Source organism: uncultured Dokdonia sp. (assembly GCF_947492815.1).
In the GTDB taxonomy this organism is placed as follows: Bacteria; Bacteroidota; Bacteroidia; order Flavobacteriales; family Flavobacteriaceae; genus Dokdonia.
The window spans coordinates 68,082-86,086 of record NZ_CANLOB010000014.1 but is presented as its reverse complement, the minus strand read 5'-3'; the positions used below and the strand labels follow the sequence as shown (position 1 = coordinate 86,086).

The following is an 18,005-nucleotide window of genomic DNA, read 5'->3' as shown; positions in this document are numbered from 1 at the left end:
TACGCTATGGAGAAACTGAAACACGTTCAGTTTGACGAAAACTATATCTTTTAGACAGTCTCTTTGTCTTATGGTTTTAAAATCTCTTTATACGCTCCTGCCTGCCGGCAGGCAGGTTCACGAAAGCATATACAGAAACATCATATTATAATTCTAAAATCTGACGTATCATTTGATTTGTGAATCCCCACTCATTATCATACCACGTCATCACTTTTAATAAGTCACCATCTACCACACGTGTCATACTTAAATCTACCGTAGATGCATATGGGCTCTTTACAATATCTGAAGAAACAATAGGCTCATGTGTAGTGGCTAATACATTTGTATAACGTGCCGTTTGTGCTTCTTCCTCGAGTATTGCATTTACTTCTTCTACTGTTACTGGTTTTTCTGTGACAAATGTCATATCAGAAATAGAGCCAACAGGAATTGGAACTCGTAAAGCTACTCCATCAAATTTTCCTTTGTATTGCGGTAATGCTTTGGTGGTTGCAATAGCTGCACCCGTTGAGGTAGGGACAATATTTGCCGCACCTGCACGTCCCATACGGTAGTTCTTTTGAGAAACAGAGTCTACCATGTTTTGCGAAGCCGTATAGGCGTGTACAGTAGTCATAATAGCTTTCTTTATTCCAATACGTCTTCCTAGTACTTCTACTACAGGACTTATGTTATTGGTAGTACAACTCGCACAGGAGAAGATAGAAGTTTTTCCCTCTTCAGAATTTACACCGTGTACAACTGTAGGCGTATCTTCACTTTTAGTAGGCGCCGAAATAACAACTGTTTTTGCACCTGCCGTAATGTGTTTTGCAGCATCTTCGCTATTGGTGAAAAAACCTGTGCTTTCTATCACAATCTCGATATTATCTTCTTTCCAAGGAAGTTCTTCTGGATTACGATTTGAATAATAGTTGATTTTCTTGCCATCTATAATTAGGTGATTCTCATCATGAGTAACTTCTTTTTCATAAATACCGTATACAGAATCATATTTAAGTAAGTATGCAATGTTATCTACTGGTACAAGATCATTTACAGCAACTACCTCGAGTTCTGGAGTGTCTAAGATTACTTTGAGAGCAGCACGTCCTATACGTCCCATTCCGTTGATTGCTATTCTTTTCATTTGTTTATGATTTTAATTGGGTTGAGTTGGATTTATAATTTTCGGTCTTCTTCTTTAATGGCTTCATCATTAATACTAGCATATCGTTTTTTCATGAATCCATTTTCATCAAACTCCCAGTTTTCATTTCCATATGCTCTATACCATTGTCCTTCTGGAGTATGGTATTCATATTCAAAACGAACAGCAATACGATTATCACCGTGCGCCCAGTATTCTTTTTTAAGTTTATAGTCGAGTTCCTGATCCCATTTTCCTGTGAGGAATTGACGTATTTCTTCACGTCCGTTTATAAATTGAGATCTATTGCGCCATTCGCTATCTATTGAGTATGCCATTGCCACTTTTTCTGGATTTTGGCTATTCCATGCATCTTCTGCAAATTGTATTTTTTGTTTTGCAGTTTCTAATGTAAATGGGGGTAAAGGATGTTTCTGTTCCATGCTATTATATGGTTGGGTAATATAAATTTTGAATTGTTTCTAATGTATTTTTAAAAATAGTCGTGTCGTTAAGGCCTTTTGTAATGATTAAAGAACCTTGAATATTAATTAATGTTTGTAACGCTTTTTGATGCGCTATTTCTGATGAAAACCCTATTTCTTGCGCAAAGGTTTTAAAGGCTTGAATCCAATTATTCATCGTCACTTGAATAAGGCTATCCAGAGAAGTAATGCCTGTATCCATAGACAGTGCTCGTAAAATACAAGTCTTTGTTCCTTGTGCGTATAAGACATCTATATGGTCTATTACTTTTTCTAAGCGTTGTCGGGCTGGAATCGCTTGATTTGCTAGCGTGTCTTCTACATGTGTTTTACCCCATGTCGTTGTATATTCAAGCACAGTAGTGACAATCTCTTCTTTTCCTCCTGGAAATCTGTGGTACAGGCTTGCTTTTTTTAGTCCTGCCGATGCTGCAAGATCATTGAGACTTGAGCCTTCATATCCTTTAGATCTGAATACATCAATAAGTCTCCCTAATAGTGCGATATCATCAATTTTTTGAGGTCTCATAATACTAATTAACTAACGTTCGGTATAATAGTCTTAAAAATAAGAATTCCTTACATAGTGAAAGTTATCTATACAGTGTATTATGAATTAATAAATTAGCTAAGAAATGAGGTTAGATGTATACGCTTTCACGAAAGTGAAATTTATACTGAGCTTGACGAGTACGAAAGCGAGTATGATTCTTTAAAATCACATACCTTTTCTAAAGAAGTGCAAAAAATGATCTTTGCCTATGATGTCGTAATTTTAGTGAAAGAAATAAAACCCCTTACATCATATTAAATTATGGCATTTTAATTGTTGCAATGATATGAGAAACAATGACTTTGTATATGAATATCTACATCACTAAAATTCTCACACTACTTTTACTTTTGTTTTTTTGTACATATGGCTACGCACAAAATAATGAAGTGAAATTAGAATATATTCAAGAAAATGATTCTATTTTCTTTCAAGTCAAGAGTGTTGCTATCATTCCTATAGATGTGGTGAGCAAACAAGTAGATACGCTGTTTCCTAAAGTCGTCTATAAAGAATTAGTCACCGTACAACCCAATGATAGTGTCCGCGGATTTATTAAAGTACATATAGATGATTTTGAAAACTTAAAACAAGCGCGAAAAGAGCGAAAAATTTATACCGTCGAAGCCCATTATGGTGATTGTAGAAATGCAAAACACGATAGTACATATTTGTACACCTTACCCTATCAAAAAGGAAGAAAAATAGAAATAGAGCAAACCTTTTTTGGGAAATCTTCCCATAAAAATATTGCCTCTCGATATGCCATTGATTTTGGGATGCGAACAGGAGATAAAGTATATGCCGCTAGAGAAGGCATTGTCGTTTTTGCGGTAGATCGTTTTACAGAAGGAGGAAAGCGCAAAGAACTTACCCACAAATCCAATAAAATTGTTATTGTTCACTCGGATGGGACCTTAGCATCCTATGCCCACTTAATGCATAAAGGTACACTTGTCAAAAAAGGAGATCACGTCATTAAAGGGCAACATATAGGCTATTCTGGAAATACAGGCTATAGCGGAGGACCCCATTTGCATTTTGTAGTTCGCGAGCCTGGAGATATTGCCGTACCTATCTATTTTGAAGACTATGAAGGACAGGTGTTGAAACGTGGGAAACGTTATAAACGGAAGCATTGAATTCCTTTATTTCCCCTCATTGCTAAAAACGAGTTCAGCACAGGCTCTAACCTTCTCCCCCAAGGGAGAAGAAACTGCTTTTCGTTTAAAAGATGGTTTGTTTTAAAATAGAGTATTGCTCTATTTTAGAATAGTACTCTATTTTTCTTTTTACGCTTTCGCGAAAAGGAATACAACTCCCTAGCCCTCAATTCGACAAGCTCAGCGTGACACGTGTCGAAGTACGATTGAAATAACAATACCAGTCATTTCGAAAGAGCAAAGTATGAGCGACGATAAATCACATAACAGTGAGCCAGATGTGTGATCTCTCCTATAGTTTATCCTGAGCTTGTCGAAGGGTCGAGATGACTTTTGGTGTATTTTATAACAGTTTCCCCTCTAGTAAGAGGGGAGTAAGGGGTGTGTCTTTTCGCGAAAGCGAAAAGAAATATAGGTTGTAGTCAACATTTTACACGTAATGCAAGGTGGTTGAGTGGTTTTCGCTACAAGCGAAAACTGTATCGAAACCACCGACTAATAATCACCTTCCAGCAAATCATCAATCTCATCATTAGTTACTATGGGATTAGCGCCTGCTTTTCCAGCAACGAGACTTCCGATAGCGGCTGCGACTTCGAGGGAATCTTCGGGAGTTTGTTTAGAAACTAATCCGAAGATAAGGGCAGCTAGGAACGAATCACCAGCACCTACAGTATCAACTACCTTGGTAGGGAAACCTACCTGAGTATAGATCGTTTTGTTATGATACAACATCGCACCATCAGGACCTAGCGTAACACAAATCGTATCGGTATTAGTAGCTTTGGCAACCGCTTTCAACTCTTCTTCTAAGCTCTCTTTCTCAAGATCGAGTAAGGTAACTATGAGCTCTAACTCCTCATCATTGAGTTTGATGCAATTGGCAATTTCCATCAGAGATAAAACTATATCCAAATCATAATGCGGATCTCTTAGGTTGAGGTCAAATACGGTATAGGTTGCTTCGGTCACTAACGCCTCAAATTGCGCTTGATTATAGGTGTCGCGCAAGGCTAAACTTCCAAAAACAAACGCATCGGCTTTTTTGACTTCTTTGATAGCTTCTGGAGTTGCCGTTATATGATCCCAAGCGGCATCCTTCTGTATATCATAACGAGCACTTCCCGAGTTATCTAGTGTTACCCCTACTTTTCCTGTAGGACGTTTCGATTGCTGAATGTGTGTGGTCGAAAAGTCTTTCTCTTTTAACGTTTCTAAGGTAGTTTTTCCAAGTGCGTCTTTTCCAAGCGCACTAATAATACTCGCGTTAGCACCAAACGAATGTAATCGTAAGGCTACATTGAGAGGCGCACCCCCTAATTTTTTGCCATCAGGAAATACATCCCAAAGGATCTCGCCATAACAAACAATATGCGGTGTTTTACTCATCTTCAGGAATTAATTTTTTCTCAAGCGCTTCCAAGGAAACACCTTTGGTTTCTGGCATTTTAAAAATAGCCCATAACAATTGTAATACCATCATTGCTGCAAAGAAATAATAGATAATTTCTAATTGATTCGCAAAAATTCCTTCTGGAACACCATCTACTAATTTGTCACTTATAAATATAGGGGTGATTTGGGTAATAATAGCCGCAAATACCCAATGTGTACTAACACCCCACGATTGCCCATACGCACGCACACGATTCGGGAAAATTTCAGAAATAAATACCCAAATTACGGCACCTTGTCCTATGGCGTGGGATGCTACAAAAAGGCAAATAAAAGTAAGCAGTAGTGTCGGGCTTAAATCCATTTGAAAGCAAACACCTACCATGATCAAACTAAATATATAGCCTATCGATCCTATAATGATGAGTTGTCTACGTCCTAATTTATCTAATAACCGCACGCCTATAATCGTAAATACTAAGTTGACAATCCCAATGGCGATGGAATTAAATAATGATTCTTTACCACCAAGTCCTGCTTGTTCTAATATTTGAGGAGCATAATACAATACAAAATTGATTCCTGAGAGTTGATTGAAAAAGGCAATTAAAAAGCCTAACCACAATACACGATTATATTTTTTCTGAAAGAGTTTTTCACTGCGTTTGGTTTGTCTAAGATCTGTTTTTATTTCTTGAAGTTGTGTGCTAGCTTCTTCAGGAGTGTATATTTTATTTAGCACTTCTAGTGCACCTTGATCATCTTTTTTCTGTAAAGCTAGCCATCTAGGACTATTCGGTACTTTTAATACCATAAGCGTATATAATAAAGCAGGAATGGCTTCTACTCCTAACATCCATCGCCAGTCATTAGCGCCATCAAAACCTTTGAGTAGCCAATTAGAGATAAAAGCAATCATAATACCAAATACTAACCAAAATTGATATAAACCTCCAAGCTTTCCTCTATTAGAGCTTGTGGTAATTTCTGAAATATAAATAGGGGCTGCTACCGATGATATACCGACACCTATACCTCCTATAAAACGGAAGAAGGAAAAGGAATACGGATCTGGTGCAATCGCACTTCCTATTGCTGAAACGAAAAATAAAATACCAATCCAAAATAAAGTCTTTTTGCGACCTAGCTTTTTTGTTGGAACTCCACCAAATAAAGACCCTAATACAGTTCCCCATAGCGCCATACTCATAATAAATGTCCCATGAAATAGCGGAGATAGATTCCATAACTCTTGAGTAGGCTGATTGGCACCACTGATGACGACCGTGTCAAATCCAAATAAGAATCCGGCGAGGGCAACGGTGATACTCCATTTTGTAATTTCTTTCATGAGTGTGTAGTTTTAATATGATGGGTTAGATATGTATAATGTAAGCTCAACATTGTAATTTAATGTACAAGATACAGCGAATGCAATGATATAGGGTACACAATTATAATTCACCACGGTCTTTTAGGAAATTAAAAATTAGTTTATCTACGGCAGATACTTTTTTAATATCTTGATACGTAAGCCATACAATTTCTTCTATTTCGCTATTTGCAGTAAGTGTTCCAGTATATGTGGCTGTATAACATGTCATTTGTACTTGAACTCCTTGAGGCGCTCCATCAGAAGGTGCGGTAAATGTACCAAAATAGCTAATAGATACGGGATCAATAGAAACAGAAAGTTCCTCTTTAATTTCTCTAATCAGTGTTTCAGTATCAGTTTCCTGACCTTCTCTTTTGCCACCAGGAATATAGTATTTCTCCTTTCCTTTAGAGCGTGTACTTAAGATGGAGCGGTCTTTTGTTTCTATGAGCGCTATTTTATCAATAAGAGCAGTTGTTACTCCCATATACGTTTCATTTTAGAGACGCTTGCTTGTGTCATTTTATGCTCCTTACTCGTAAATGTCATCACCGTATATGGCTGTGTTGGAAATAGCTGCTCTGTCATCACCGTCGCTCCTTGATCTACAAAAAATTCAAGAGAAGAAGTATCTAGAAAAAGGCTAAATGAAGTCTTGTTTTCTCCGTTAGTCATTGCAGGTGCTATATGTACTTTTTCAGCAAATTTTGGTTCAAAATTAGTTTTTCCAGATCTTCTACGGTCTACATAAAAAGAATGATCTTCTTTATGATATCCTAAAAATAATTGATCATTAGCTACGTTTGAAAACTTTAATTCAAAATCTTTCAAGGCGCCTTCAATTTCAAAATCAATGCGCATTTCATTAAAATTTTCAGAAGTAAGAGAATAGTTATTTGTAATACTGTCGTAGGTATGCGAACTGTAGGTGTATTCTTCTATTGCTGGTACTGGGTAACTCTTTAGATAGTAGGTGTCGTTTTTATGTAGGGTAAGCTTTCGCGAAAGCGTCATAGCACTCCTCCAATTTTCAGTAGGGGTTTTTTGTGCATAGTTCCAGTTGCTCATCCATCCTATGAAGGTGCGGTCATTGTCTGGTAAACCGTTGTAAGTAACACCTGCATAATTATCGGCGCCATAATCTAGCCATTTGATATCTTTTTGAGTGGTAGTAAAAGATGTACCATCAAAATCACCTATAAAATATTGTGTACCTGATCCACCATTGGGAGCACCAGGATTCATGCTTATGAGTAAGGCCCATTTTGTTTCATCACTTCCTGCAACGGTAAGAGGAAATAAATCAGGACACTCCCAAACGCCTCCATGAGCGCCTTTGTCTTTTCCGAAATCACTGAGATACGTCCATGATTTTAAATCAGGGCTACTATAAAATTTTGCGTGATCGCCAGCAACAAGTGTGAGAATCCATTTTTGAGAGGCTTCATGCCACATGACTTTGGGATCTCTAAAATCACGAATACTCGTTGGATTACCAATCACAGGATTGCCGTCGTATTTGGTCCATGTGGTACCCTCGTCTAAGCTATATGCGATACTTTGATATTGAAAATCATTGCGTCCTTCTTTTTCTCCTTTGGGGTCATGATGTGTGAAAATAGCCACCATTGGCGGATTTTCTTTGGTGCCTAACCCAGAGGTGTTCTCAAGATCCATGACAGCACTTCCAGAAAATATATAGCCTAATTCGTCCGGATATAACGCAATAGGTTGGTGCTTCCAAGAAACTAAATCTGTACTAGTGGCATGTCCCCAATGCATCGGTCCCCAAACAATATCTTCGGGATAATATTGGTAAAATAAATGATAGGTGTCGTTGTAAAATAGCAATCCGTTAGGATCATTCATCCATTTTTCTGGAGGTGTAAAGTGGTATTGCGGTCTATAGCTTTCGCGAAAGCGTACCACGTCATTTTTTTCTGTAGGTTCTTCTTTTATATCTGAAGGGGCTTCTTTTTTACAACCTGTCAAGACTAAAAAAAGAAACAAAAAAGGAAGAATTCGCATGGTTTTTAGTTTGCTTAAATATACTAATACCATTTAAATTTTAAAATAACACGTGTAGAAATGGGATTATTGTAAAGTTTACATAGAATAACAAAATTAGTTATTAAGAATACAACGTTTTCGTAGGAAAAAGGATTTGCCTAAATTGTAAGTCAATAGCGAACCCCTTATTTTTACATGATATAGTAGTATGAAACGAAAACTCACCCTTAAACTAATCGCCAAAGAACTTGATGTGTCTATCTCGACAGTATCAAAAGCATTACGTGATAGTGCCGAAATAAGTGAAGACACACGCCAAAAGATTAAAGCTTTTGCAAAGCTATATAACTACAAGCCTAATAATATAGCACTAAGTCTTAAAAATCGTAAAACACGTACGATTGGAATTATCATTCCTCAAATTGTGCATCACTTTTTTACAACAGTAATACGAGGGATTGAACAAATGGCAAGGGAGCATAATTACAATGTGATCATTACGCTTTCTAATAATGATTTTGACAAAGAAGTCTTGAATATGGAATTGTTGGCAAATGGAAGTACGGATGGCTTTATCGTGTCGTTAGCAAAAGAAACGTTGCATAAAGATGATTTTAGACATCTTACCGAAGCGATAGATCAGGGAATGCCTGTGGTGATGTTTGACCGTATTGTAGATGAAATCCCATGTGATAAGGTACTTATAGATGACCGTGAAGGTGCAAAAATGGGCGTGAGACACCTTTTAAAAACAGGGTGTCGCAAAATAGCGATCATCACAACAGAAGATTATGTAACGATAGGAAGGTTACGTACCAAAGGATATATTGAGGCATTAGAATCGTACGGAATTAAAATAGAAAAAGATCATATTTTAAAACTAGATAATATAGATCATTGCGAAGGAGAGTGTAATAAAAAGATCAAAAATTTCCTAAAAGGAAAAGACATTGATGGCTTATTTACAGTGAATGAATTATTTGCGGTGACGGCAGCTAAATACCTCAATGAGTTTGGAAAAAATATGCCAAATGATGTCTCAATTGTGAGTTTTAGTGACGGTGAATTATCAAAGCATTTTATTCCTAGTTTAACGACTGTAAGTCAACATGGAGAATTAATGGGACGTAAAGCTGCCGAATTATTGATTAATAAATTAGAACGTCCTGAAGATGAGGTAGAGGAGTATACAACAGCATACATTGATACCACACTTATAGAACGAGAGAGTACAAAAAAGATAAAAAACTAGCCTTAACGCTACTAAAAGCGTGAGGCATATTACTAAAATATGATTTGCGATGAGAGGGATAAGATTTCCACTCCTGTCTGCCGATAGGCAGGTTCGCGGAAATGACATTAATATTCTATGAAGAAAGCATTTATATTTGATTTGGACGGTGTGATTGTAGACACTGCAAAATTTCATTATCTCGCCTGGAGAAACCTTGCCAAAGGAATCAACTTTGATTTTACAGAAGAGCAGAACGAACAATTTAAAGGGGTAAGTCGTGTGCGATCTTTAGAGATCTTACTAGACATGGCAAAGTATACCGCAACGCAAGAGCAAAAAGAGGTGTGGTTGGTTCAGAAAAATGAAGAATATCTGAAGTATATTCAAAAAATGGATGAGAGCGAAATCTTACCAGATGTCCCTCGTGTACTGGATTACCTAATCGAAAATCAACAAGGGATTGCTTTAGGAAGTGCTAGTAAAAATGCGCGTCCTATTTTAGAACGTGTGGCACTTCTAGATAAATTTCAAGCCATTGTAGATGGGAATGATGTCACTACAGCCAAACCAGATCCAGAGGTATTTGTCAAAGGTGCACAAGCTCTAAATGCTGAAGCAAAAGACTGTATTGTATTTGAAGATTCAATTGCGGGCATTCAAGCTGCAAACGCCGCAGGGATGATCAGTATTGGAATAGGTGATGCCGCTGTATTGCATGAAGCTAAGCATGTATTTAAAGACTTTACTGAAATATCGAATGACTTTCTACAAGGGTTAATAGCATCATAGATTGAGAAATGAGAATCATTCTGTATTTCATGTTGTTTTTAGTTTCTAATGTTACAATAGCTCAATTAGAATTGCCTTTTTATGAACAAATCGCATTTGATTTTTATAAAGATTCAATTAAGCCTAATTTTCCTGTAAAAAAGAGATTGAAAATTTCAAAAGATGTACAAGATCTTCATCCAGCTTATACCCATTTTTGGGTTTCTAGGTGTCTTACAGGAAGCTACTTGAAGGAAGGTGAAGAACTCGAGGTTTTTGAGAACTATGTGTTTGATCAAATGAATTTTGAATCTCCTATTAGAGTTATGAATTATGAAGGTTTAAGTAAGAAAGAATTTAGAATTAAAAAAAGAAGACCAAACTCATATCCATTTTTAAATATATCACCACCATATCATAAAAAGAATAGTTTAAAAGAGTTTTATGTAACAATAAGCGAACATTACTATGATGAAATAGTTTATTGTTATCTGCTTTTAGATGAAAAAGGTCATGTTAAGAACTGGTGTAGAGAAGTAAATATAATAACTCATACCCATTAATTATTTAAACAATCTATCAAGAATCAATATACATTAAAAGATCTTACAAAGTCTTGTTTTTAACAGTGAGCAAAGCGAGTAATCCTGATTCTTGATTTCAAAATATAAAACATGCATATAGAATATATTATTCCCGACGCTTGGTCTATTATAGAAGAAAATTGGAATCCAGACCATGTGAAGTCATCAGAAAGTTTGATGAGTCTCGGAAATGGGACCATGGGGCAACGAGCCAATTTTGAAGAAAAATATAGTGGCGCTACGTTTCAAGGTAGTTATATAGGTGGGGTGTATTACCCAGATAAAACTCGTGTAGGATGGTGGAAGAATGGTTATCCAGAGTATTTTGCAAAGGTACTCAACGCGCCAAGTTGGATAGGAATTAAAGTAACTGTAAATGGAGAAAAACTCGATTTACATACCTGTACTACTGTTCAAAATTTCAAGAGAACACTTAACATGAAAGAAGGGGTGTTGTATCGTAGTTTTGAAGCAACATTAAAAAATGGGATGAAAGTAGCAGTAAATGTTACTCGTTTCTTAAGTCTTGCAATAGATGAGATAGGTGCCATCAAATATGAAGTAACACCACTCAATCAAGATGCTACGATAAGCTATGAACCCTATTTGGATAGTGGGATTACTAATGAAGACTCCAATTGGGATGATCAGTTTTGGAATACGTTGTCTATTGCAGATGAAGATCAACATGCCTTTATCGTGGCAAATACTATGAAAACGGAGTTTCACGTATGCACAATGATGAGTAACCAATTATTTGTGGAAGGTAGACCGCTTCAGCTTTCGCGAAAGCGTACTGAAAAATCATCTTATCAAGGTACGGTAGGTAATAAACAAGAAACCATTACCTACATAGGGCATTATTATGAAACCGATGTCAAACAAGGAGAGACGTTAGAGATTCATAAGTTTGGAGGGTATGTAAGTGATTTAAATCACGATAGAGAGACTTTAATGACTGCGGCAAAAACAGTGCTTTCAAAAGCAGAAACCACAGGTTTTGATGCCTTATTACAACAACAAAAAGAAGATTGGGCAGCCGTTTGGGCGATGGCAGATATTACGATAGAAGGTGATGTCAAAGCACAACAAGGTATTCGTTTTAATATTTTTCAACTCAATCAGACATATTCTGGAAAAGATGCCCGTCTCAATATTGGCCCTAAAGGATTTACAGGAGAGAAATATGGAGGGTCTACGTATTGGGATACCGAAGCCTATTGTATTCCGTTTTATATGGCAACCAAAGATCAAGGGGTGGCTCGTAATCTGTTGACCTATCGCTATAAACAACTAGATAAAGCTATCGAAAATGCTGAGAAATTAGGCTTTACAAAAGGAGCTGCTTTATACCCTATGGTTACCATGAATGGAGAAGAGTGTCATAACGAATGGGAGATCACCTTTGAAGAAATACACCGTAATGGTTCTATGGTTTTTGCTATTCATAACTATGAGCGTTTTACAGGCGATACCTCCTATATTCCAGAAATGGGATTGGAAGTGATTATTGGGGTAGCACGTTTTTGGAAACAGCGATTTAATTGGTCTGCTGCCAAAGAAAAATATGTGATGTTAGGCGTTACAGGACCTAATGAGTATGAGAATAATGTCAATAACAATTGGTTTACAAATTATTTAGCAACCTGGTGTTTGGAGTACGCTTTCGCGAAAGCGCACCAAGTAAAACAAGAACATGCCACCGACTATGATCGTATCATCGCAAAAACGGGACTCACTGACGCCGAAATCACCGAATGGCAAAGTGTGGCGAGTCAGGTGTATTTTCCGTATTCAGAAAAGTACGATGTGTTCTTACAGCAAGATGGATTCTTAGATAAGGAACTCATTTCTGTAGCCGATTTACCTATGTCTGAACGTCCGATCAATCAGAAATGGTCATGGGATCGTATTTTACGCTCGCCGTACATCAAGCAGGCAGATACCTTACAAGGGTTTTACTTTTTTGAAGATCATTTTACACAAGAACAACTAGAGAAACACTTTGACTTTTATGAGCCATTTACGGTACATGAGAGTTCGTTGTCTCCTTGCGTACATGCCATACAAGCAGCAAAACTAGGGCGTATGGAACAAGCGTATACCTTCTATTTGCGTACCTCACGTTTGGATCTAGATGACTATAATAAAGAAGTAGAAGAAGGATTACATATCACCAGTATGGCAGGAACCTGGATGAGTGTGGTAGAAGGATTTGGCGGGATGCGTATACAGGAAGGAAAACTGTCTTTTGAACCTCAAATTCCTGATGCATGGGAACGCTATTCGTTTAAAATTAACTTTAGAGGACAAACCCTTACCGTTGAAGTTGCGAAAGAGAATACCCAATTTAGTATCGATCAAGGGAATGACTTAAAAATTCTAGTACATGGAACTCCAGTGATACTTAGCGAACATAGAACGGTAGTGGTGTAACGAACACACTACTTAAAAATGAATAGAAAAGCCATACGTGATTTACGTATGGCTTTTTGTGTTTATGTAATGTTCACTAAGCTTTAGTATGCTTAAAATAAATCTATGTGATTGACGAGGTACTAATCGTTAGAAACGCGATAAATATGTTCCAAAGATGGAACACAACTGAAATATAATAAGTTAGAGTTAAGACAGTTTTTTAAAGACTGTCTTACTCTTTTTAAAAGTTCATTGATATATTGAAAATTGATTTTACATCAAGTTAATTTGAAAATTACATTTTAAATACTTGGATTGAATAGTTATGCTCTATTACATCCGATTTTAGCAACACATTCATTGAAATTTCTATTAACCTCTAGCCTATTGGCTTTGGCGTTTGTGAGTATTTCAGAAAATAGTGTTTTGTCGATGCTTTCTCCATTGATAATTTCCATAGGCGTTTTACCGTATAGTCGACATGGATATCTATGATGATTGTAATAATCCATAAAGGCGTCAAGACTTATTAAGTGTGATGCTTGGTCTTCGGAGTGTTTACCGCCCATAAATTCAGATTTGTAGATACTATGGGTAATTTCAGACATGGCATTGGAGAAAGGAAATTCATCTGTCATGGCTTTTATTTTCTTAACAATCGGAGGTGCATTAATGTGTTTTACCCAAGAGAGTACTTCGCCTTTGTTTTCAGAACCGCCATCAGAAAGGATATGAATATCTTTTGTTTGATTATGGAGATTGTATTTTTCAAACGCATCTTCGAGAAGCTCTTTGATAAATAAACTTCCTGCTTTTTCAGAAGTGGATTTGTAATGCAATAATGCCGAAGAGAAATTATCTTTTACAAAAGCTACTTTTTGGATTCCATCTTTGATAGTGTGTGCATGCGTTACATCAATATGTAACCACTCAAAAACATAAGATGCTTTAAAACCTTCTTTTGCTTTTGCTCGAATAGGTTTTGATTTTACATATCCTAATGCTTTAGTGTATTTTCTAAAAGTAGTAAGTCCACAAGCGATAAGATTCTTACGAATAGCATTATAGTAAATGGTAGTTATTGGTTTTTTAGAGTTTTCGGAATCTTTAACCAGAAACTCGATATCTGTAACTTCTTTTAAAGTAAGTTGATTAGGGTATTGGCGATAACATTGTTTGAACAGACTTACAGAACAACTAACTTTTCTTTTCTGAGCATAATACCAATCTTTAGAGATGCCATAGAATTTACATGCTTTGGAAATAGTGACATTAGAAAATCTTGCCATATCTTCTACAGAAGTGATAATACTATCAGCATGTTGTTTGAGTAGATTTTTATGATGCACTAATTCGCCAAGCATATTATAAAATCCAAGTCTTGTTTTTAGAATAGTTTTGATAGCACGAGCGGTAAACTTACTTTGAAAGACATCTTTGATATCATCAAATTGTTTAATATATGATGAAACCCATTCGTGTCCGTAATAATTATTATGTTGGAAATGCTTCCAGTTATGCTTTGTGGTTCTAGGGAGTTTACTTAATTCATCAACTGATAGCATTCCACTTGTAAAAAGAATAATGATAAGAGGGTGGTAATTTCTTTTGGATTGATGGTTGTTATTATAATTCAAAATAATTCACTGTATTATTACTGAACAACTTAAAAGAAGCTTCTAATTATATTAGTATATTACTTGTTGTGGTTTTATCAAAACTAAGTAAAAGAGAATCTTAGAAAGCTTATAACAGAATATTAATAATTAACATATCGTAAATTAAAGAAAACAGTATGAAAAAAAAGAAAAATGTTACATCTAGTAATGAATTGAATCCACAAAAAATGATACAAATTATAGGCGGTAATGATAGCAGTATAACTATTGTAGGAGATTATTTTCGAAGGGTATCCTCAGACTTGCTTAACACTAAGCCTAAAGGCTAGAAAAGTGTTTCAAAGTCAAGTAATATTCTAAAATAGGTCATCGTTAAGAATGATAAATTACTTAAAAACAGTAGTTAGTTTAAAAGACTGATTACTGTTTTCTTCATTAAATTAATTAGAAAGGATAGTAATTATGAATTAAGAATTCATAATAAAATCACATGTTTTTTAATAATAAAACATTAAATATTAATTAATTACATTATATCTTGCATTATCTTAAAAATGTAAAAGCGAGACTATTATCCATTTGGATTGCAACAAAAAGGATACAATGACGTGGTTACCAGTAATTCTAACTCGATGGCGGAACGTTTTGCCTTCAACGGAAAAGAAAATAATCCTGAACTTGGACTGGAATGGTACGACTTCGGAGCAAGAAATTATGATGCTTCTTTAGGTAGATGGATGAATATTGATCCTATGGCTGATTTATATGTTGATATGTCTCCTTATCATAATGTTGCAAATAATCCGATTATTTTTATTGATCCAGAAGGAGAATCGTACTACTATGCACAAGATGGAACATTTCTTTTTGAAACTGATGATGATAAAGATGATGTGTATGCATGGCAAGAAGGAGAAGGTAAAAAAAGAACTCATAATCCTGATGGTAGTTATCAGGATGAATGGGTTGAAGGAAGTTTTGGTCAACTAAAGCATGATGGGGAAGCAGTTAGTCATGATGTGTTTCTTGGATTTGCAGCAGTGACGGGTGCCGTCAAGAGTAAGAAGTCATATAATAGAACAAAAAGCCATACATGATATACGTATGGCTTTTTTGTATTTTTAAAATGATGAGTAGGAAATACAAGTTTTATAACACGAGTGGTACGTATTTTGTGAGTTTTGCAAGAGTGAAACATATCCCTTATTATGACAGATAGGTAATCATTATTTAATGATTAGTAGTTTTGTTGAGGTTGTATATTGATTTAGTATCTTAACAAAATACTGTCCAGATGATATGTTTGACACATCTATCTTTATAAGGTTTTTATTGCTTTGCTCTCCTTTATATACTTTTTTTCCTGTTATATCATATAGTACGACTGTTGAGTTAACAAGAAGTTTCGAACTGATATAAACCACATCTGTTACGGGATTAGGATATATAGAAAAATCATCTATTGAGAATTTATCATTTGCTAATGTTGAATCTGATATATCAATCTCTTTAAAGCTTAGCATTCCTATACTATTTTGATTGATTATAAATGGGCTGTCATTTGGATTATGTCCTAAATATGAAAGTTTAGGTTCTAACGCTGTAATACTCCCTGATAAATTAAGAGTCACGGTATTACCTGTTATACTGCCATTAGAAACGATAATATCATTATTATCTTCTATCCAAAAATCATTTTCTACACCATTTTGCCAAAAATAGGTGTCGGATTCAGGTATTAGATCAAACTTAATTTGATTTTTAATAGAATTAGTAAAGCGAATATTCTCAACATTAGGAGAGTAAATACCGCTATTATTGTTAGAATCATAAAAATCATATGCTACTATATCATATAAACGGTTTGCTAAATTTGCATAAGCGTTTGTTCCATAGTAATGACAATCATCAAAACCTTTGGTTGTTGCATTAGTAGAAATAATTCTAGTATTAGCGAATAAACCAAGTCTTCTATGTGCTTCTGGGGTTTGGAAATGTTTTCTATACTCAGAAGTTTCTGGGATATCGCAACCATATCTAACCTGGAAGATGTAATAATAGTCAGGAGCATAATCTTCATTCCAGGCTTCGTATAGATTGTTATAGGCTGAGACATAATTATCTATACTTGTAAAAGCATTTGCTTCTCCTTGAAACCAAATTATTCCTCTGACATCTCCACTAGTAAAATGGGCTTCATTATATCGACTTAATAGTCTTCCATAGTTAGTTTCTAAGTCAGAAGCATGTTCTTCATTTCTTTGAAAATGAGAAATAGATTTTCCGCCTTCTCCTCCATTTAATAATAAGACTGGAATATTTTGATTGTCTACTATTGACTGTGCAAACCAGTATCCAATTCCTCCAAAAATAAAGGGATTGGGATCAGAACTCCATTCTTGAGCATCTAACAAAAAAGTTCTAATAAAATTGTTTTGATAAGGAAAAGGAGAGTTTGCATAAGAATTTCTGATAGCATTAGATTGTCCATTCATTATGTAAATATCACCAGCAACTACGTTAGAAGCTTCTCTTATAATGACCCCTGTATTACTTTTTAGTATAAATTGGTATGAAATCAATCCAGCGGTAATATTTTCAGAGAATTCAAAATCAGCAACATTATCATTAAAATATAAAAGATGATGTAAACTATTTAATAAGACATTGTTTTCATATGTTTCCAATACCAGAGAAGAAAAACCAGAAGCAGCTTCAACTTGCCCTGAAATAGTAACTGTAGCTGTATTACTAATGGTATCTCTTTTAAAAAGCTGAAGATCTTTTGGGAATTGAGATACACTAACTTGTGAGACAACTAAATAAGGGAATAGTATAAATAAACAAAGTATTTTTTTAATATCACGCAAAAAAATGATTGGTATTAATGATATATTTCTCTTTTGAAAATGTGTACTTTTTTGTAAACACTTACTTTTCAATATCCCAAATGTAAAATTAATCTATGAAGAAGTTCGTTAATTCACAGCTTATTTCGAAAACTTAGAAGAGATATCAAGCAATTTAAATAAGATAGCTATAGTATAGAAAGAATTCAATCATATTTTTCTTTATACGTATGTTGCCTACAGAATACTTGCAAATAGATCCTATAGGCTTTTTGAATTAAAAATAGTTTTGCTTAATATTTGTTATAAACGAGTACCATGCGTTTTTAAGATGATAAAATAAATTCAAGTAGTTATAAATTAAATTAATCTCATTGCTCATAGAAGATTAAAATTTTTTAAAAACAAAAAGAGTAG

14 protein-coding genes and 1 pseudogene are annotated in these 18,005 nt (G+C 35.2%); 6 read left to right on the top strand and 9 right to left on the bottom strand.

The window, feature by feature from the left end; all coding sequences use genetic code 11:
• Nucleotides 1-145 precede the first annotated feature (145 nt).
• From gap to Q1A01_RS13750, 3 genes are read right to left on the bottom strand one after another with little or no spacing between them, the layout of a single operon-like run.
• Nucleotides 146-1,135, bottom strand: coding sequence for a type I glyceraldehyde-3-phosphate dehydrogenase (gene gap / locus Q1A01_RS13760; protein WP_299681830.1), 990 nt, complete (start codon nt 1,133-1,135; stop codon nt 146-148).
• Nucleotides 1,136-1,167: 32 nt separating this feature from the next.
• Nucleotides 1,168-1,578, bottom strand: coding sequence for a nuclear transport factor 2 family protein (locus tag Q1A01_RS13755; protein ID WP_299681827.1), 411 nt, complete (start codon nt 1,576-1,578; stop codon nt 1,168-1,170).
• Nucleotides 1,579-1,582: 4 nt separating this feature from the next.
• On the bottom strand, nt 1,583-2,149 hold the full coding sequence (locus tag Q1A01_RS13750) for a TetR/AcrR family transcriptional regulator (protein WP_299681824.1): 567 nt from the start codon (nt 2,147-2,149) through the stop codon (nt 1,583-1,585).
• Nucleotides 2,150-2,562: 413 nt separating this feature from the next.
• On the opposite strand from Q1A01_RS13750, the gene Q1A01_RS13745 reads away from it, so the two are divergent.
• On the top strand, nt 2,563-3,315 hold the full coding sequence (locus Q1A01_RS13745) for a M23 family metallopeptidase (protein WP_299681821.1): 753 nt from the start codon (nt 2,563-2,565) through the stop codon (nt 3,313-3,315).
• A gap of 516 nt (nt 3,316-3,831) precedes the next feature.
• On the opposite strand, the gene Q1A01_RS13740 is transcribed toward Q1A01_RS13745, so the two are convergent.
• The 4 genes from Q1A01_RS13740 to Q1A01_RS13725 form a co-directional block, all read right to left on the bottom strand.
• On the bottom strand, nt 3,832-4,725 hold the full coding sequence (locus tag Q1A01_RS13740; protein WP_299681818.1) for a carbohydrate kinase: 894 nt from the start codon (nt 4,723-4,725) through the stop codon (nt 3,832-3,834).
• On the bottom strand, nt 4,718-6,082 hold the full coding sequence (locus tag Q1A01_RS13735) for a sugar porter family MFS transporter (RefSeq protein WP_299681815.1): 1,365 nt from the start codon (nt 6,080-6,082) through the stop codon (nt 4,718-4,720). Before Q1A01_RS13735 ends, Q1A01_RS13740 begins: the two co-directional genes overlap by 8 nt.
• A gap of 103 nt (nt 6,083-6,185) precedes the next feature.
• Nucleotides 6,186-6,593 (bottom strand): NUDIX domain-containing protein, encoded by a 408-nt coding sequence (locus Q1A01_RS13730; RefSeq protein WP_299681812.1) that lies wholly within the window; start codon nt 6,591-6,593, stop codon nt 6,186-6,188.
• Nucleotides 6,584-8,134: a glycoside hydrolase family 32 protein gene (locus tag Q1A01_RS13725; RefSeq protein WP_299681810.1), complete on the bottom strand. Its 1,551-nt coding sequence runs from the start codon at nt 8,132-8,134 to the stop codon at nt 6,584-6,586. The genes Q1A01_RS13730 and Q1A01_RS13725 overlap by 10 nt, the downstream gene beginning before the upstream one ends.
• A 190-nt stretch (nt 8,135-8,324) precedes the next feature.
• Here Q1A01_RS13725 and Q1A01_RS13720 point away from each other — a divergent pair, with 190 nt between their 5' ends.
• From Q1A01_RS13720 to Q1A01_RS13705, 4 genes are all read left to right on the top strand, one after another.
• Complete coding sequence (locus Q1A01_RS13720; RefSeq protein ID WP_299681808.1) at nt 8,325-9,368, top strand: LacI family DNA-binding transcriptional regulator; 1,044 nt, start codon at nt 8,325-8,327, stop codon at nt 9,366-9,368.
• A gap of 117 nt (nt 9,369-9,485) precedes the next feature.
• On the top strand, nt 9,486-10,139 hold the full coding sequence (gene pgmB, locus Q1A01_RS13715; RefSeq protein WP_299681805.1) for a beta-phosphoglucomutase: 654 nt from the start codon (nt 9,486-9,488) through the stop codon (nt 10,137-10,139).
• Between the two features lie 29 nt (nt 10,140-10,168).
• Complete coding sequence (locus tag Q1A01_RS13710) at nt 10,169-10,681, top strand: hypothetical protein (protein ID WP_299681802.1); 513 nt, start codon at nt 10,169-10,171, stop codon at nt 10,679-10,681.
• A 111-nt stretch (nt 10,682-10,792) separates the two neighbouring features.
• Nucleotides 10,793-13,138, top strand: a complete 2,346-nt coding sequence (locus tag Q1A01_RS13705; RefSeq protein WP_299681799.1) for a glycoside hydrolase family 65 protein — start codon at nt 10,793-10,795, stop codon at nt 13,136-13,138.
• A gap of 305 nt (nt 13,139-13,443) precedes the next feature.
• Here the strand turns inward: Q1A01_RS13705 and Q1A01_RS13700 are convergent, their stop codons facing one another.
• Nucleotides 13,444-14,757 carry a hypothetical protein gene (locus tag Q1A01_RS13700; protein WP_299681796.1) on the bottom strand — a complete coding sequence of 438 codons (1,314 nt, stop codon included), beginning with the start codon at nt 14,755-14,757 and terminating at the stop codon, nt 13,444-13,446.
• Between the two features lie 563 nt (nt 14,758-15,320).
• Here Q1A01_RS13700 and Q1A01_RS13695 point away from each other — a divergent pair.
• Nucleotides 15,321-15,836: pseudogene (locus Q1A01_RS13695) on the top strand (RHS repeat-associated core domain-containing protein); the annotation flags it as partial.
• Nucleotides 15,837-15,965: 129 nt separating this feature from the next.
• On the opposite strand, the gene Q1A01_RS13690 reads toward Q1A01_RS13695, so the two are convergent.
• The gene (locus Q1A01_RS13690) at nt 15,966-17,609 is read right to left on the bottom strand and encodes a sialate O-acetylesterase (RefSeq protein ID WP_299681794.1); all 1,644 of its coding nucleotides are present in this window, start codon (nt 17,607-17,609) and stop codon (nt 15,966-15,968) included.
• Between the last annotated feature and the right edge of the window lie 396 nt (nt 17,610-18,005).

Excerpts from the sequence above, each read along its gene's own strand:
- Q1A01_RS13735 (WP_299681815.1), bottom strand. The coding sequence starts at position 6,082 with ATGAAAGAAATTACAAAATGGAGTATCACCGTTGCCCTCGCCGGATTC.
- Q1A01_RS13720 (WP_299681808.1), top strand. The coding sequence starts at position 8,325 with ATGAAACGAAAACTCACCCTTAAACTAATCGCCAAAGAACTTGATGTG.
- Q1A01_RS13730 (WP_299681812.1), bottom strand. The coding sequence starts at position 6,593 with ATGGGAGTAACAACTGCTCTTATTGATAAAATAGCGCTCATAGAAACA.
- Q1A01_RS13750 (WP_299681824.1), bottom strand. The coding sequence starts at position 2,149 with ATGAGACCTCAAAAAATTGATGATATCGCACTATTAGGGAGACTTATT.
- Q1A01_RS13740 (WP_299681818.1), bottom strand. The coding sequence starts at position 4,725 with ATGAGTAAAACACCGCATATTGTTTGTTATGGCGAGATCCTTTGGGAT.
- Q1A01_RS13710 (WP_299681802.1), top strand. The coding sequence starts at position 10,169 with ATGTTGTTTTTAGTTTCTAATGTTACAATAGCTCAATTAGAATTGCCT.
- Q1A01_RS13755 (WP_299681827.1), bottom strand. The coding sequence starts at position 1,578 with ATGGAACAGAAACATCCTTTACCCCCATTTACATTAGAAACTGCAAAA.
- Q1A01_RS13705 (WP_299681799.1), top strand. The coding sequence starts at position 10,793 with ATGCATATAGAATATATTATTCCCGACGCTTGGTCTATTATAGAAGAA.
- Q1A01_RS13725 (WP_299681810.1), bottom strand. The coding sequence starts at position 8,134 with ATGCGAATTCTTCCTTTTTTGTTTCTTTTTTTAGTCTTGACAGGTTGT.
- gap (WP_299681830.1), bottom strand. The coding sequence starts at position 1,135 with ATGAAAAGAATAGCAATCAACGGAATGGGACGTATAGGACGTGCTGCT.
- pgmB (WP_299681805.1), top strand. The coding sequence starts at position 9,486 with ATGAAGAAAGCATTTATATTTGATTTGGACGGTGTGATTGTAGACACT.